This is a genomic window from Salmonella sp. SAL04157 (genome assembly GCF_046551635.1).
In the GTDB taxonomy this organism is placed as follows: Bacteria; Pseudomonadota; Gammaproteobacteria; order Enterobacterales; family Enterobacteriaceae; genus Salmonella; species Salmonella enterica.
In genome coordinates, this window is record NZ_JBGDVS010000006.1 from 283640 (window position 1) to 299307 (window position 15668).

15 protein-coding genes and 1 other RNA gene are annotated in these 15668 nt (G+C 52.5%); 8 read left to right on the forward strand and 8 right to left on the reverse strand.

Annotated features, from left to right (window positions below; genetic code table 11):
- Positions 1-20 precede the first annotated feature (20 nt).
- From acrB to ACLJRE_RS15495, 5 genes are all read left to right on the forward strand, one after another.
- Positions 21-3170: an efflux RND transporter permease AcrB gene (gene acrB, locus ACLJRE_RS15475; RefSeq protein ID WP_001132508.1), complete on the forward strand. Its 3150-nt coding sequence runs from the start codon at positions 21-23 to the stop codon at positions 3168-3170.
- A 495-nt stretch (positions 3171-3665) separates the two neighbouring features.
- Positions 3666-4040, forward strand: a complete 375-nt coding sequence (tomB, locus tag ACLJRE_RS15480) for an Hha toxicity modulator TomB (protein ID WP_000344807.1) — start codon at positions 3666-3668, stop codon at positions 4038-4040.
- Between the two features lie 27 nt (positions 4041-4067).
- Positions 4068-4286 carry an HHA domain-containing protein gene (locus tag ACLJRE_RS15485; protein ID WP_001280991.1) on the forward strand — a complete coding sequence of 73 codons (219 nt, stop codon included), beginning with the start codon at positions 4068-4070 and terminating at the stop codon, positions 4284-4286.
- 178 nt (positions 4287-4464) lie between these two features.
- The gene (maa, locus tag ACLJRE_RS15490) at positions 4465-5016 is read left to right on the forward strand and encodes a maltose O-acetyltransferase (RefSeq protein WP_001278791.1); all 552 of its coding nucleotides are present in this window, start codon (positions 4465-4467) and stop codon (positions 5014-5016) included.
- Positions 5017-5133: 117 nt separating this feature from the next.
- Positions 5134-5604, forward strand: coding sequence for a YlaC family protein (locus tag ACLJRE_RS15495; protein ID WP_000136183.1), 471 nt, complete (start codon positions 5134-5136; stop codon positions 5602-5604).
- 55 nt (positions 5605-5659) lie between these two features.
- Here ACLJRE_RS15495 and ykgO read toward each other — a convergent pair whose 3' ends face one another.
- Together ykgO and ACLJRE_RS15505 are read right to left on the reverse strand one after the other, a co-directional pair.
- Positions 5660-5800, reverse strand: a complete 141-nt coding sequence (gene ykgO / locus ACLJRE_RS15500) for a type B 50S ribosomal protein L36 (protein ID WP_001197749.1) — start codon at positions 5798-5800, stop codon at positions 5660-5662.
- Between the two features lie 5 nt (positions 5801-5805).
- Positions 5806-6066, reverse strand: a complete 261-nt coding sequence (locus ACLJRE_RS15505) for a type B 50S ribosomal protein L31 (RefSeq protein WP_000801415.1) — start codon at positions 6064-6066, stop codon at positions 5806-5808.
- Between the two features lie 224 nt (positions 6067-6290).
- Here ACLJRE_RS15505 and ACLJRE_RS15510 point away from each other — a divergent pair, with 224 nt between their 5' ends.
- On the forward strand, positions 6291-7841 hold the full coding sequence (locus ACLJRE_RS15510; RefSeq protein ID WP_000213140.1) for an EAL domain-containing protein: 1551 nt from the start codon (positions 6291-6293) through the stop codon (positions 7839-7841).
- 49 nt (positions 7842-7890) lie between these two features.
- Here the strand turns inward: ACLJRE_RS15510 and ffs are convergent.
- Positions 7891-7987, reverse strand: an RNA gene (gene ffs / locus ACLJRE_RS15515) — signal recognition particle sRNA small type.
- A gap of 84 nt (positions 7988-8071) precedes the next feature.
- On the opposite strand from ffs, the gene ACLJRE_RS15520 reads away from it, so the two are divergent.
- A complete protein-coding gene (locus tag ACLJRE_RS15520; protein ID WP_000961285.1) occupies positions 8072-8461 on the forward strand; it encodes an MGMT family protein in 390 nt (129 codons plus the stop codon).
- A 32-nt stretch (positions 8462-8493) separates the two neighbouring features.
- Here ACLJRE_RS15520 and ACLJRE_RS15525 read toward each other — a convergent pair whose 3' ends face one another.
- The gene (locus ACLJRE_RS15525) at positions 8494-9063 is read right to left on the reverse strand and encodes a YbaY family lipoprotein (protein WP_000779802.1); all 570 of its coding nucleotides are present in this window, start codon (positions 9061-9063) and stop codon (positions 8494-8496) included.
- Between the two features lie 214 nt (positions 9064-9277).
- Between ACLJRE_RS15525 and tesB the strand changes: the two genes are divergently transcribed.
- Entirely contained in the window at positions 9278-10138 is an 861-nt protein-coding gene (gene tesB / locus ACLJRE_RS15530) for an acyl-CoA thioesterase II (protein WP_000084176.1), read from the forward strand.
- Between the two features lie 99 nt (positions 10139-10237).
- On the opposite strand, the gene amtB is transcribed toward tesB, so the two are convergent.
- The 4 genes from amtB to ACLJRE_RS15550 form a co-directional block, all read right to left on the reverse strand.
- Entirely contained in the window at positions 10238-11524 is a 1287-nt protein-coding gene (gene amtB, locus ACLJRE_RS15535; protein WP_023212899.1) for an ammonium transporter AmtB, read from the reverse strand.
- Between the two features lie 31 nt (positions 11525-11555).
- Positions 11556-11894 (reverse strand): P-II family nitrogen regulator, encoded by a 339-nt coding sequence (gene glnK, locus ACLJRE_RS15540; protein ID WP_000780341.1) that lies wholly within the window; start codon positions 11892-11894, stop codon positions 11556-11558.
- 212 nt (positions 11895-12106) lie between these two features.
- Entirely contained in the window at positions 12107-13888 is a 1782-nt protein-coding gene (locus ACLJRE_RS15545; RefSeq protein WP_001256074.1) for a SmdB family multidrug efflux ABC transporter permease/ATP-binding protein, read from the reverse strand.
- Positions 13881-15653, reverse strand: coding sequence for a SmdA family multidrug ABC transporter permease/ATP-binding protein (locus ACLJRE_RS15550; protein ID WP_001235560.1), 1773 nt, complete (start codon positions 15651-15653; stop codon positions 13881-13883). The genes ACLJRE_RS15545 and ACLJRE_RS15550 overlap by 8 nt, the downstream gene beginning before the upstream one ends.
- Positions 15654-15668 lie beyond the last annotated feature (15 nt).

A 15668-nucleotide genomic window follows, 5' to 3' on the forward strand; every position in this document is an offset into this window, starting at 1 on the left:
TAAACAGGAGCCGTTAAGACATGCCTAATTTCTTTATCGATCGCCCCATATTTGCGTGGGTGATCGCCATCATCATCATGTTGGCAGGGGGGCTCGCGATCCTCAAATTGCCGGTAGCGCAATATCCGACGATTGCGCCACCAGCAGTGACGATCTCCGCAACCTACCCTGGCGCTGATGCGAAAACGGTACAGGATACCGTCACGCAGGTTATCGAACAGAATATGAACGGTATCGATAACCTGATGTATATGTCCTCCAACAGTGACTCCACGGGGACCGTGCAGATCACGCTGACCTTTGAATCCGGCACCGATGCGGATATCGCGCAGGTTCAGGTTCAGAACAAGTTGCAACTGGCAATGCCGTTACTTCCCCAGGAAGTACAGCAACAGGGCGTGAGCGTTGAGAAGTCCTCAAGTAGCTTCCTGATGGTAGTGGGCGTCATTAACACCGACGGCACCATGACCCAGGAGGATATTTCGGATTACGTTGCCGCCAATATGAAAGATCCGATCAGCCGTACCTCTGGGGTGGGCGACGTCCAGCTGTTTGGTTCGCAATATGCGATGCGTATCTGGATGAATCCGACAGAGCTGACCAAATACCAACTGACGCCGGTCGACGTGATTAACGCGATCAAAGCGCAGAACGCCCAGGTCGCGGCAGGTCAGCTCGGTGGTACGCCGCCGGTAAAAGGCCAGCAGCTTAACGCATCGATTATTGCCCAAACGCGTCTGACCTCAACGGATGAGTTTGGCAAAATCCTGCTGAAGGTGAATCAGGATGGCTCCCAGGTTCGTCTGCGGGATGTAGCGAAAATTGAGCTTGGCGGCGAAAACTACGACGTCATCGCGAAATTTAACGGTCAGCCAGCGTCAGGTCTTGGCATCAAACTGGCTACCGGCGCCAACGCGCTGGATACCGCTACCGCTATTCGCGCCGAACTGAAAAAAATGGAACCGTTCTTCCCGCCAGGGATGAAAATCGTCTACCCGTATGACACCACGCCGTTCGTGAAGATCTCTATTCATGAAGTGGTAAAAACGCTGGTCGAAGCGATTATCCTCGTGTTCCTGGTGATGTACCTGTTCCTGCAGAACTTCCGCGCGACGTTGATTCCGACTATTGCGGTTCCGGTGGTGTTGTTGGGAACCTTTGCCGTGCTTGCGGCATTCGGTTTCTCGATAAACACGCTGACGATGTTCGGGATGGTGCTCGCCATCGGCTTGCTGGTGGATGACGCCATCGTGGTGGTCGAGAACGTCGAACGTGTTATGACGGAAGAAGGCCTTCCGCCGAAGGAAGCGACGCGCAAATCCATGGGCCAGATTCAGGGCGCATTGGTGGGTATCGCGATGGTACTGTCGGCGGTATTTATTCCGATGGCCTTCTTTGGCGGCTCAACCGGGGCAATTTATCGTCAGTTCTCTATCACCATCGTATCGGCGATGGCGCTGTCGGTGCTGGTCGCGCTGATCCTGACGCCCGCGCTGTGCGCGACGATGCTCAAACCCGTCGCCAAAGGCGATCATGGCGAAGGGAAAAAAGGCTTTTTCGGCTGGTTTAACCGCCTGTTCGATAAGAGCACGCATCACTACACCGATAGCGTAGGCAATATTCTGCGCAGCACCGGGCGTTATCTGCTGCTCTATCTCATTATCGTCGTCGGTATGGCTTATCTGTTCGTTCGTCTGCCAAGCTCTTTCTTGCCGGATGAAGACCAGGGCGTATTCCTGACAATGGTCCAGCTCCCCGCCGGCGCGACGCAAGAGCGCACGCAAAAAGTGCTGGATGAGGTCACGGATTACTATCTGAACAAAGAGAAAGCCAACGTTGAATCGGTATTCGCCGTCAACGGCTTCGGTTTTGCAGGGCGCGGTCAGAATACCGGTATTGCATTCGTGTCGTTGAAAGACTGGGCCGATCGTCCAGGCGAAAAAAACAAGGTTGAAGCGATTACCCAGCGGGCAACCGCAGCGTTTTCACAAATTAAAGATGCGATGGTCTTCGCCTTTAACCTGCCGGCGATTGTTGAACTGGGCACCGCAACCGGGTTTGACTTCGAGTTGATTGACCAGGCGGGACTTGGTCATGAAAAACTGACCCAGGCGCGTAATCAGTTGTTCGGCGAGGTAGCGAAATATCCTGATCTGCTGGTAGGCGTTCGACCTAACGGCCTGGAGGATACGCCGCAGTTTAAAATCGATATCGACCAGGAAAAAGCTCAGGCGCTGGGCGTGTCTATTAGCGACATCAATACCACGCTGGGCGCAGCATGGGGCGGCAGCTATGTAAACGACTTTATCGATCGCGGTCGTGTGAAGAAAGTTTACGTGATGTCCGAAGCGAAATACCGCATGTTGCCGGATGATATTAACGACTGGTACGTTCGTGGTAGCGATGGTCAGATGGTGCCGTTCTCCGCATTCTCCTCTTCCCGCTGGGAATATGGTTCGCCGCGTCTGGAACGCTATAACGGTCTGCCTTCGATGGAAATTCTGGGTCAGGCGGCGCCAGGCAAGAGTACTGGTGAAGCGATGGCGATGATGGAAGAACTGGCCAGCAAGCTGCCGTCAGGCATTGGGTATGACTGGACCGGGATGTCCTACCAGGAACGGTTGTCCGGCAACCAGGCCCCTGCCCTGTATGCTATCTCGCTGATCGTCGTCTTCCTGTGTCTGGCGGCATTGTATGAGAGCTGGTCTATCCCGTTCTCCGTAATGCTGGTTGTTCCGCTTGGGGTTATCGGCGCGCTGCTGGCCGCGACCTTCCGCGGACTGACTAACGACGTTTACTTCCAGGTGGGCCTGCTCACAACCATTGGGTTGTCGGCGAAGAACGCGATACTTATCGTCGAATTCGCCAAAGACTTAATGGATAAAGAAGGGAAAGGTCTGGTAGAAGCGACGCTGGAGGCCGTCCGGATGCGTTTGCGCCCGATTTTGATGACCTCGTTAGCGTTCATGCTGGGGGTTATGCCGCTGGTTATCAGTTCCGGCGCGGGTTCCGGCGCGCAGAATGCGGTAGGTACTGGCGTACTGGGCGGGATGGTAACGGCAACCGTACTGGCTATTTTCTTCGTACCGGTCTTCTTCGTGGTGGTACGCCGCCGCTTTAGCCGTAAAAGCGAAGATATTGAGCATAGTCATTCGACAGAACATCGCTGATTTGCTCACTGTAGATAAGGCCGCGCAAGCGGCCTTTTTTACGCAAAAATCATAAAATACGCTTATTGTTAGATTGATTATTTTTTGCCATATTAATAAAAGGTATAATCCTTACTGCGTTAAAGGCTTTTCTTAGGAAAGTTGGCCATTTCTTAATTCAGCCATTAATTAAGAAATATTAAGAATATTCCTGGCTATTTTCTCCTGTCAGAGTCTATTGTTTTAGCCTGAAAAGCTAAAAAACGTTAACCCAATGATTACACAAACAATAAAACTGGTTCCTTTTTAGGCGACCGACGATCACTGTTAAAATTCGAAAAAGTATGGCAACACGCGGCTTTCACGCAATTGTAATTTTTCGTAATATGACGATGAAAAGTTTTTTAGAGTAGATTATAGTTAAATCATAAGGTGACGTGGGAAGTACCAGGTTAGTTAGTTGTATCCATCCCGAAGGTGTTCGGTTAGTTTAAGCCACTAAAAAGGGGATGCATTATGGACGAATACTCACCCAAAAGACATGATATAGCACAGCTTAAATTTCTTTGCGAAACCCTGTATCATGACTGTCTTGCAAACCTTGAAGAAAGCAACCATGGCTGGGTTAATGACCCGACCTCAGCAGTCAACCTGCAGCTCAATGAGCTGATAGAGCATATTGCAACTTTCGCTCTTAATTATAAAATTAAGTACAATGAAGACAATAAATTGATTGCGCAGATAGATGAATACCTGGACGACACCTTTATGTTGTTCAGCAGCTATGGTATTAATACGCAGGATTTGCAAAAATGGCGTAAATCGGGCAACCGCCTGTTCCGTTGTTTCGTCAACGCCACCAGGGCCAATCCTGTTAGTTTGTCTTGTTAAAAATTATTACAATCATAGGTAGAATTTATGTCTGATAAACCATTAACTAAAACTGATTATTTGATGCGTTTACGGCGCTGTCAGACAATTGACACTCTGGAGCGCGTCATTGAGAAAAATAAATATGAATTGTCCGACAATGAGCTGGCTGTATTTTACTCAGCTGCGGATCACCGTCTTGCAGAATTGACAATGAACAAACTCTACGACAAAATCCCCTCTTCAGTATGGAAATTCATTCGTTAATCACGCTACATTACTTTTTAGAGAACACGCAGGTGTTATCTGCCTCCTCGTTCTGGCTAATAACACAACGGGCTATTATAAAACAGTGAGATAGATCACATACCAATAGCAGGGAACGTTCCCTCTAATACTTTATTATTGCTTCTATTGCGATAATATCCACCAAGGGGAGCGCGCGATGAGTGACGAAAAACAAAAAATGATCGCTGGGGCACTGTATTGCCCGACCGATGAAACTTTATGCCAGGATCGACTGCGGGCGCGTCAACTCATCCATCAATACAATTATACTACGCCTGATGAAATAAATAAGCGTCAGGCGATTTTACGCGACCTGTTGGGTCGATGCGAAGACGCCTATATTGAACCTTCCTTTCGTTGCGACTACGGCTATAATATTTTTCTTGGTCACTCCTTTTACGCTAACTTCGACTGCGTCATGCTTGATGTTTGCCCAATTCATATTGGCGATAATTGTATGCTCGCGCCAGGGGTACATATCTATACCGCCACGCACCCGCTGGACGCCGTCGAACGCAACAGCGGCAGAGAATTCGGTAAACCCGTCACTATTGGAAATAACGTCTGGATAGGCGGACGAGCCGTCGTTAATCCTGGCGTAACCATCGGCGATAACGTCGTCGTCGCTTCAGGCGCTGTGGTGACAAAAAACGTACCGCCAGACGTCGTGGTAGGCGGAAACCCGGCGCGAATCATTAAAAAATTGTAGCCAAAATGATAACTGTTATGCTAATTCGGGGCTAATCTGTTACTTTTTTCACGTTACACCTCCCTTTAAAATGGGCTGTTATTACCTCCTATGTCGCAGAAATCATGAAGGCAAAAGATGACAGAGATACAGCGCCTGCTTAGCGAAACTATTGATGACTTAAACGTCCGTGAAAAACGCGATAACAGGCCGCGTTTTAGTATCAGTTTTATCCGCAAGCATCCTGGGTTATTTATCGCGATGTATGCGGCCTGGTTTGCGACGCTGGCGGTCATGCTGCAATCAGAAACGCTGGTGGGGTCAGTGTGGCTGTTAGTGGTGTTATTTATCGCATTTAATGGCTTCTTCTTTTTCGACATCGCCCCGCGTTATCACTATAACGACATCGATGTGCTGGACCTCCGGGTCTGTTACAACGGCGAATGGTACAACACCCGCTTTGTTCCCCCCACGCTCATTGAGACGATTCTTCAATCTCCACAGGTGGATAATGAACATAAAGTCCAGCTGCAAAAAATGGTTGCCCGTAAGGGCGAACTTTCCTTCTACGATATTTTTACGCTGGCCCGCGCAGAAGCCAGCCGGTAATAAAAAAGTGCGCACCCTCCCTGGTACGCACTGCTTTCCCTGAACTGTTGTTTTTTTAACGCCTTTTTTTACGCCCCTGAACCGCCTTAAAACGCGGATTTGTTTTACAAATCACGTATAAGCGTCCTTTGCGTTTGACTATCTGGCAATCCGGATGCCGTTGTTTTGCATTGCGAAGTGAGTTTAACACCTGCATTTCATTTACCCCCTTTTAGCGCCGATAAAATGACCGAAACGTTTCTGGAAGCGTGCGGCGCTACTTTCGCTATCAAACGTTTTCTGTCTACCGGTATAAAAAGGATGCGATTTTGATGACACATCAATAGTGACATACGGATATGTCACGCCGTCCAGTTCGATTTCACGTTCAGTTTTGATAGTTGATCCCACTTTCACATATTCATTTGCGCTGGTGTCGTGAAATACGACGGTGCGGTATACAGGATGAATATCAGGTTTCATTGCGCTCTCTCAATTATGTTATAACATAACAATAAAATACGCTATCAACGCTCCTTTTTCAACCGGTAAACATTCACGATCTCTTCCTGGCGGCAAAAGCAATGTGGCGTAACGCGTTAGTCTGGCCCCTATATCTGTAAAATCGATAAAATAGCTTTATCATTCGAGGGCGCGATTTACGATCGGATATACTTTCTCTACGCTGTGTTTATAAGGACATCACTGTGACAACACGACATCTGGTCAGCCTGGTAACGGGAGTGCTTATCCTGTCTGTCCTTTTCCCGATAGGATTGAGTCTGTGGCTGGCGCACCGTCAAGTTGAAAAAAGGTTTAATGAAGAGCTGGATATCTTCTCGTCCCGGGTGGCGCTACGTACAGAAAGGGTCAGTGACCAGGCAAAAGCCGCGTTAACGCATATTGCCTCCTTTAAAGGCGAGCCCTGCAGCAGCGCCCATTTACTCGCCATGCGCCGCGTGTCTTATAGCTTTCGGTATGTCCAAGAAGTTCTGTACCTTAAAAATTCGATTCCCGTTTGCTCCTCACTTGAAAAAGAGAGCCATATTCCCGCGTTCCCTCCGCCCATGAAAATCACTCGCGACGGTTATCGCGCCTGGTTTACGGCGCAAAACGATCTGGGTATAAAACGCTATATGGCGGCACTCGGGAGCGACAGCTATATCGTGATGATCGACCCGGCATCCTTTATCGATGTGATTCCGTTTGGCGCATGGCCGATTGACGTCGCTATTATTGGCCGGGAACGCAATACTGTGGTTGCCAGCAGCGGTAACCTTGACCCCGCTATTCTTCCGCTCATTCACCATGAGACGCCCCTGCGGCTGGAAAACCGAGGCATTCAGTATGCTATCCACCCCTTTCCGGAAATGGGCATTACTATCGTAAGCTGGGCACCGACCGCTCCGCTGGAAAGGAGCTGGTATCGACAGGCATTTATCTGGCTACCGGCGGGCATCGTAACGGGTCTGCTGGCTGCGGCCTTTATTCTGCGTATTTTGCGTCGGCTACAGTCGCCCCGCCACCGTCTCCAGGATGCGATAGACAATCGCGAAATTAACGTACACTATCAGCCTATTGTCTCCCTGAGCAGCGGAAAAATTGTCGGTGCCGAAGCTTTAGCTCGCTGGCAACAGGCGGACGGCACCTTCCTTTCGCCGGAAATTTTTATCGCGCTGGCTGAACAAACCGGGCTCACGGAGCCGCTAACCCGGCTAATCATCGACACCGTTTTTGAAGACATGGGGAGTTGGTTAAAGTCCCATCCCGAACAACATATTTCAATCAATCTTGAGGCATCCGATCTGGCGTCGGAAACGTTGCCGACGCTGTTAAGCACGCTGCTGAACCGTAGCCAAATTTCTCCGTCGCAAATCGCGCTTGAATTAACAGAACGCGAGTTCGCCGATCCGAAAACCAGCGCGCCAATTGTCGCCAGATACCGTAACGCGGGACATTCAATTTATATTGATGACTTTGGCACCGGCTATTCCAGCCTCAGCTACTTACAAAATCTGGATGTAGATGTCCTTAAAATTGATAAATCTTTTGTCGATGCGCTGGAATATAAAAACGTCACGCCGCATATTATTGAAATGGCGAAAACGCTCAAACTTAAGATGGTCGCAGAAGGCATCGAAACGACCAGGCAAGAACAGTGGCTACGCCAGCATGGCGTACATTATGGTCAGGGCTGGTTATACAGTAAGCCCCTACCCGCTACGGCATTTATTCTTTGGGCGGAACAGCGGCTATAACGTCGCACAGCAGAAAAAAACAGTGTGGAGAAGCACAAATGGGTGGGGGCCCTGCCAGCTACATCCCGGCACACGCGTCATCTGCCTTGGCTGCTTCCTTCCGGACCTGACCTGGTAAACAGAGTAGCGTTGCGGGAGAACCAACAGAGCCCCCATTGAGAGCGTTGTGAATCAACGCGCAGGCGCATTATCACTGCTATATCGTGCAATTGCAACCCATCAGGCATCGGATGCTGGTTTCTTGCGCATCCGGGCTTTCCTCCCCCCTTATTCCAGATTATCCTGAAGCATTAACGCAGGATTCTATTATGGATATTCAGGACACTTTTCCTCAACGCGTCTGGCAAATCGTCGCCTCGATCCCGGAAGGATTTGTCACGACCTACGGTGATGTCGCCCGGCTTGCCGGTTCCCCTCGGGCGGCGCGTCAGGTCGGCGGAGTGTTAAAACGTCTGCCGGAAGGCAGCACTTTACCATGGCATCGGGTGGTGAACCGCCACGGCGCAATATCACTTACCGGGCCGGATCTACAGCGGCAACGTCAGGCATTACTGGCGGAAGGCGTGGTGGTGTCGGGAAGCGGACAAATCGATTTACAACGCTATCGCTGGGTATATTAACCCTCTCCGTAACGGAGAGGGTTGGCGCAGGATTAATACTGGGTAGGCGCAGGAACGGCAGAAGACGGATTGACCTGGGTCGGCGAAGTCGATGGAACCGTCGTCGTCGCACCACCGCTGGCCTGCACAGGCACCGCCGTTTGCTGTACCGGTACCAGCGTCAGATCCGCTTTAGTGCCGCCATTGTTAATCACCGGTTTCACGCTATCGGTAATAAATACCAGCTTATTGTCAACGGTGATGGCCGCGCTCAGGAGAATACGCGCGTTAGGTTGAATATCTGATGGGTTAAACGGCAACACAAAACTGAAAGGCGCCTGTTTACCTTCGGTACGTACCGCTTTTTGCGACAGCACCTTAGACGGCGCATCAGCCAGCGAAGCATCTGAAAGCGTCACGGTCAGCACCGCATCTGGCGGCAGAGCGACCTTCTGGCGGATCCAGACGGTACCGGAAACATTGGGTTGCTGAATAGTAGACTGGTTAGCTGTAATCGACATGTTAGGGTTTGGCGCAGGCGTCTGGATATCAGCGCTTTTATCAGCGCAGGCCGCCAGAGATATCGCAACCGCTAAACCACTTACGATGTGCACGAGTTTCATTCAATTCTCCTTATCATCAATGCACCAGCAGGCCTTTCCCCCCGCCGGAAGAGTGGTTAACAGAAACATAACGTGATTAAGTGTGGCACATGTCACTCATTTTTGCCTGGAATTGGTCTGTTATTCAGACTTTTGTACCCATCGGACCACTTGCAAAATTGCGTTATACTCTGCCCTACCTCGCTTCGGCATCGTTGTCACCTGGAGAGTATGTATGAGTCAGACACTGAATAATTTGCTGACATTATTGAATCTGGAAAAAATTGAAGAAGGACTCTTTCGGGGCCAAAGTGAAGACTTAGGGCTGCGCCAGGTATTTGGCGGTCAGGTGGTGGGCCAGGCGCTCTATGCCGCCAAAGAAACGGTGCCGGAAGCGCGACTGGTGCATTCATTCCACAGTTATTTTCTGCGGCCAGGCGACAGCCAAAAACCCATTATCTATGACGTAGAAGTGCTGCGCGATGGGAACAGCTTCAGCGCCCGCCGCGTTGCCGCTATTCAGAACGGGAAACCCATCTTTTATATGACCGCCTCATTCCAGGCGCCGGAACCGGGTTTTGAACATCAAAAAACCATGCCGACGGCAGTCGGGCCGGAAGGACTACCGTCAGAAACGGAAATCGCGCAATCGCTGGCGCATTTACTGCCGCCGATTCTGAAAGAAAAGTTTCTCTGCGATCGCCCGCTGGAAATTCGTCCCGTCGAATTTCACAATCCGTTGAAAGGTCACGTCGCCGCGCCTGTGCGTCAGGTATGGATTCGCGCCAACGGCACCGTTCCGGATGACATTCGCGTCCATCAATATTTACTGGGATACGCCTCGGATCTGAATTTCCTTCCCGTCGCGCTTCAGCCTCACGGCATCGGTTTTCTGGAAAAGGGCATTCAGATCGCCACTATCGATCACTCTATGTGGTTCCATCGTCCGTTCAATTTTAATGAATGGCTACTTTATAGCGTGGAGAGCACTTCCGCCTCCAGCGCCCGGGGCTTTGTTCGCGGCGAGTTTTATACTCAGGATGGCGCGTTGGTCGCTTCAACCGTGCAGGAAGGGGTAATGCGCAATCACAATTAAAAAACATGCCGCTATGCGGCGTTAATGGCCTGATGACGCTGCGCTTATCCGGCCTACGGTAGACTGGGTAAGCGCAGCGCCATCAGGCATGGTGCGCAATCACGCGTTATACGCATTCTCGCCGTGACTGTTCACATCCAGCCCCTCGCGCTCCTGCTCTTCCGGTACACGCAGTCCAACAAAGATATCCGCCAGTTTGTAACCAACAAACGCGACAACGCCGGACCAGACGACCGTAATAGCAATACTTTCCAGCTGTACCATCACCTGATGTCCCATCGTAACGCCGTCGACAAAGCCAACGCCGCCCAGCGAACTGGCGGCAAAAACGCCGGTCAGGATACAGCCGACTATTCCGCAAACGCCGTGAACGCCAAATACGTCGCACGGATCATCTACCCGTAGCAGACGTTTAAGCATGGTGACTCCCCACAATCCCGCCAGCCCCGCAATAACGCCGATAACCAGCGCGCCGCCAACGCCAACATAGCCACAGGCTGGCGTCACGCCGACCAGACCGGCAATCGCGCCGGAACACGCTCCCAGCAGGGAAGGCTTACCGCGTAGCGTCCACTCGCCGATAATCCACCCCAGAATCGCGGCGGCGGTCGCCACCACGGTGTTCACAAAGGCCAGCGCTGCTATCTCGTTTGCGCTACCAGCAGAACCCGCGTTAAATCCAAACCAGCCGATATACAGAATCGCAGTACCGGTAAAGACCATCGGCAGGTTATGGGGTTTAAATGCTTCTTTCCCAAAGCCGACGCGTTTGCCAATTAAATAAGCCCCCACCAGCCCGGCGATTGCGGCGTTAATATGCACCACCGTACCACCGGCAAAATCCAGCGCGCCGTGAGCAGCCAGCAGGCCGCCGCCCCACACCATGTGCGCAATCGGGATATAAGAGAGCGTGAACCACACCACGACAAAAATCAGTACCGCCGAAAAACGAATACGCTCCGCCAGCGCGCCGACAATCAGCCCGACGGTAATACAGGCGAAAGATCCCTGAAACGCGACATGAATATATTGATAAATCGTACCCGTTACCGCCGTCAACGCGATATTCTTCAACATCGCCCCATCAGCATTACCGAAGAAATGATTCCCTTCGCCAAAAGCCAGCGAATAGCCGTACACCACCCATAAAATACAGACCAGCGCAAAGGTGACGGTCACTTGCGTTAACATTGACAACACGTTCTTAGCGCGAATTAATCCGCCGTAAAACAGCGCGATACCCGGTATCGTCATGAACAGCACCAGCGCGGTGCAAATCATCATAAAAGCACTATCCGCTTTATCGGCAACCGCCGGCGCGGCTATCGTTAGCCCAGGCAGCAGCGCCAGTGAAGCCAGTGTGGTTTTTATCATCGCTATCTTCATTTTTTCATTTCCTGTTGCTGTGTGGCGGGTCTTACAGCGCTGCTTCGTCAGCTTCGCCGGTACGAATCCGAATAACGCGCATGAGCTCCGCGACGAAAATTTTGCCGTCGCCAATTTTTCCGGTGTAAGCCGCTTTACTGATGATATCGATCACCTCTTCCAGTTGGTCGTCGGCGATAGCCACATCAATTTTGACCTTCGGCAGGAAATTCACGCTGTACTCCGCGCCGCGATACAGTTCGGCGTGTCCTTTCTGACGGCCAAACCCTTTCACTTCGGTGACAGTCAGTCCCTGAATGCCAATGGAAGAAAGCGCCTCCCGCACGTCCTCCAGCTTGAACGGTTTGATAATCACGGTAACCAGCTTCATAGAACCCTCCAGTCAGAATTAGGTAACGGCTGCCGCCGCGCATGGACTCTTCAGAATGGATATTGCAAAGGATGTGCCAGAAGCTGGCGAGCGAGGAAAAGCGCGGTTAGCGGCGCGTCTTTATATTGACGCGCCCCAAAATCGAAGCAGGGAAAGAAAAACGCACCACGACGGTGCATGATGGGCGAGGTTTTGCCCTGTGGCGCAAAACCTTACGCCGCAGGGCCGGGCTCTTCGTGTACGCTGGCGGCTAACTCCTCGCCAACTAGCTGTAATTGATACATTTGCCAGTAGCGCCCTTGCGCCGCCAGCAATTGTTGATGCGTCCCGCGCTCCACCGCCTGGCCGCGATGGAGAACCAGAATGGTATCCGCCTCCACGATTGTCGATAGCCGATGGGCAATAACCACCAGCGTGGTGCGCTCGCGAATCGCCGCCAGCGCCTGCTGTATCGCCTGCTCAGTGCCGGAATCGATGCTGGCCGTCGCTTCATCAAGAATTAATATTTGCGGGGCGTCAACCAGCACGCGCGCCAGCGCCAATAGCTGTTTTTGCCCGACGGACAACGTATTTCCCTGCTCGCCGAGATGCGTATGCAGCCCGTCGCTCAGGCCGCGCGCCAGGTCTGCCAGTTGTACCGTTTCCAGCGCCTGCCACACCTGCGCCTCGGAGACATCGCGCCCCAGCGTCACATTAGCCAGAAAGGTATCCGCCATCACTACCGGGTCCTGTTGAACCATCGCCACGCCCTGGCGTAAAACGCGATGATTAAGAGAGGAGATCTCTCGCCCATCCAACCGAATTTCGCCTTGCGTCAGAGGGTAGTACCCCATTAATAAGCTGGCGAGCGTGCTCTTCCCGCTGCCGGTGTGCCCCACCAGCGCCACAAAGCTACGGGACGGTACTGATAGCGTAATGTCCTGTAAAACAAGATTATCGTCGCGGTAAGCAAACGACAGATGATCAATATCAATCGCCCCGCTTTGTAACGGCCTGTCGTCGCTGCCATAGCGCTGGCGCGGGCGATCCATCAGTTCAAAAACACGCTCTCCCGCCACAACCGCCTGCTGTAGCATGGATTGCTGGGTGGTCAGTTCAATGAGCGGCTCGTTCAGACGTGACAAATAGCTAATGAACGCATACAGCACCCCGACCTCAATCGTGCCGGCAGACGTAAAGCTGAAAAGCATCAACAGACCGCACAAAATGAGCGCGGAAAAGAGGCTAAGCAGCGGGCGCAACAAAAAGCCGTCCAAGCGCAACGTCTGCATTCGCGCCATATAGTGCGAGCGGCTGGCCTCGCCCATGCGTTCGCCGAAGCGCGCCTGCTGGCGAAACTGCTGGATTACGCTCATCCCGTTGATGATTTCGTTAAAGCCGTCGTTAATATCCGCCAGGTATGCCCGCACGCGGCGTACAATCGGCGTGCTGTAGCGCTGATAAATGATCATCACGGTCAATACCGCCGGAAAAATCAAAATCGCCACCAGCGCCATCCGCCAGTCAAGGCTGAACATGGCGACCAGCATGGCGCCGATCAACGCCGCGCTACGTAATACCGTCGCGACGACCGTGACGTACAGATCGCGGATGACTTCCGTATCGTTGGTCACGCGTGAAATTAATTGTCCGACAGGCTGCGTGTCGAAGGCGCTTAGCGGCTGACGCAAGGCGGCATCCATGACGTCCGTGCGCAAGGACTGAACCACGCCAACGGCCGCCCGGTTAAATAATAAAGACTGGGCGTAATGCAGACCCGCCGCCAGAAATTGTAGCCCCACATAGGCGGCCGCCAGCCCCGCGACCTTGCCCAACGGTAAATGGTGGCGGGCCACCATGTTATCAATGAAATAGCTGATCAGCAGCGGACCGCTAACCTCCGCCGCTGCCGCAATCCACAGCATCATCACCGCGACAGAGAGCGGTTTTCGCCATGGCGAGCCATACGCCAGCAACCGTTTCAGCGTCGGCCATAGCTGTCCAAAACTACGCATTCACCGCCTCCTCGCCGCGTTCCGGCGCGTCATCCAGAGCGGCCTCCAGTTGCTGATAGCGATACATATCGCGATACCAGCCAATCTGCTGCGCCAGTTGATCGTGATCGCCGCGCTGAACAACATGACCATGTTGCATAACGATAATTTCATTGGCGTCGGTCAGCGCGGATAAACGATGCGCGCTGATGATGACCGTACGCCCTTCGCCCCACTGGCGCAAATTATGCAAAATCTGATGCTCCGTGCGGCCATCTACTGCAGAAAGCGCATCATCGAGAAGCAGAATTTCCGCATTTAACAGTAGCGCTCTGGCAATCGAGATACGCTGTTTTTGCCCTCCCGATAACATGACGCCACGTTCACCTACCTGCGTGTCGTAGCCCTGAGGCAAGCGGAGAATATCCTCATGTACGCTGGCTAAACGCGCCACCTGTTCAATCTCCTCCTGAGTCGCCTCCGGGCGTCCGAGCGCAATATTATTGGCAATAGAGTCCGAGAACAAAAACGGCGTCTGGCTGACGACCGCCAGTCGGCTACGCCAGCTATCCAGTTGCAGATGCGTCAACGGCATGTCATGGAATCGGATCTCTCCCTGCGTCACATCAAAATGGCGCTGGATAAGCGACAATATTGTGCTTTTCCCCGCGCCGGTCGGACCGCATATCCCCAGCATCTGACCCGGTTTAAGACGAAAGTTCACATTCTCCAGCGCCGGATGCGTCGTTTGCGGATAGCAAAACTCACGAATGGCCGCCGTCAGTTCGCCGCGCCCCGCCGGGACCGGCTCTTCGCCATCCTTAACTACCGGCGCTTCCGCCAGCATGGCGCGGATGCGGCTGTAAGCGGCGCTACCCCGCTCCACGATATTAAACATCCAGGCCAGCGCCAGCATCGGCCAAATCATCAACCCCAGATACATCATAAAGCTGGTGAGTTCGCCCAGCGTCAGGCTGCCGTTAACCACCATCCAGCTTCCGCCGCTAATCGCGAGCAGGTTCGCCATGCCAATGGCGATGTAAATGGTTGGATCAAAACGCGCGTCAATACGCGCCACGCGCATATTTTTCTTGCCGGTATCTTCGGCATCCGCCGCAAACAGCGAAGACTGGCGGTCCTCCAGACCAAACGCTTTGATCATGCGGATGCTGGTCAGACTCTCCTGCGTGCGGTCGTTCAGGCTGGAGAAGGCGGCCTGCGCCAGTTTGAAATAGTCATGCAGCCGATCGCCGTAACGTTTGATCATCAGCGCCATAATCGGCATCGGCAACAGCGCTAATAGCGTTAGCTGCCAGCTAATTTGCGTCGACATGACAATCAGTACCGCGCAGCCCATTACCAGCGAGTCAACCAGCGTCAGAACGCCCTCGCCCGCCGCAAATACGACGCGATCCACATCATTCGTCGCACGCGCGATAAGATCGCCCGTCCGATGGCGCTGATAAAATTCAGGATGCTGACGACTCAGCTGGCGATAATAATCTTCACGCAGTTCGACGGCTAATTGATAAGAAGCGCCAAATAGCAGCACGCGCCAGACATAGCGCAACAAATAGACCACTACGGCGATCAGGGCAATGGTGCCAATCCACATCGCTATTCGGCCTGGAGTAAAATGCTGTGCGGTTACGCCATCCACGACAATCCCCACCACTTTGGGCGGGATTAGCTGAAGCATCGCAATAAGCATAAGCAGGGCCACCGCGCCAAGATAGCGACGCCATTCCCGGCGAAAGTACCAGCTTAATTGAGCAAATAATCGCACGCGTTATTTCCTGAT

Bases quoted from the DNA above. Each gene is read 5' to 3' on its own strand.
- glnK (WP_000780341.1), bottom strand. From the start codon at position 11,894: ATGAAGCTGGTTACCGTGATTATCAAACCGTTCAAGCTGGAGGACGTG.
- ACLJRE_RS15495 (WP_000136183.1), top strand. From the start codon at position 5,134: ATGACAGAGATACAGCGCCTGCTTAGCGAAACTATTGATGACTTAAAC.
- ACLJRE_RS15545 (WP_001256074.1), bottom strand. From the start codon at position 13,888: ATGCGTAGTTTTGGACAGCTATGGCCGACGCTGAAACGGTTGCTGGCG.
- ACLJRE_RS15485 (WP_001280991.1), top strand. From the start codon at position 4,068: ATGTCTGATAAACCATTAACTAAAACTGATTATTTGATGCGTTTACGG.
- tesB (WP_000084176.1), top strand. From the start codon at position 9,278: ATGAGTCAGACACTGAATAATTTGCTGACATTATTGAATCTGGAAAAA.
- acrB (WP_001132508.1), top strand. From the start codon at position 21: ATGCCTAATTTCTTTATCGATCGCCCCATATTTGCGTGGGTGATCGCC.
- amtB (WP_023212899.1), bottom strand. From the start codon at position 11,524: ATGAAGATAGCGATGATAAAAACCACACTGGCTTCACTGGCGCTGCTG.
- ykgO (WP_001197749.1), bottom strand. From the start codon at position 5,800: ATGCAGGTGTTAAACTCACTTCGCAATGCAAAACAACGGCATCCGGAT.
- ACLJRE_RS15505 (WP_000801415.1), bottom strand. From the start codon at position 6,066: ATGAAACCTGATATTCATCCTGTATACCGCACCGTCGTATTTCACGAC.
- ACLJRE_RS15520 (WP_000961285.1), top strand. From the start codon at position 8,072: ATGCTGGTTTCTTGCGCATCCGGGCTTTCCTCCCCCCTTATTCCAGAT.
- tomB (WP_000344807.1), top strand. From the start codon at position 3,666: ATGGACGAATACTCACCCAAAAGACATGATATAGCACAGCTTAAATTT.
- maa (WP_001278791.1), top strand. From the start codon at position 4,465: ATGAGTGACGAAAAACAAAAAATGATCGCTGGGGCACTGTATTGCCCG.
- ACLJRE_RS15525 (WP_000779802.1), bottom strand. From the start codon at position 9,063: ATGAAACTCGTGCACATCGTAAGTGGTTTAGCGGTTGCGATATCTCTG.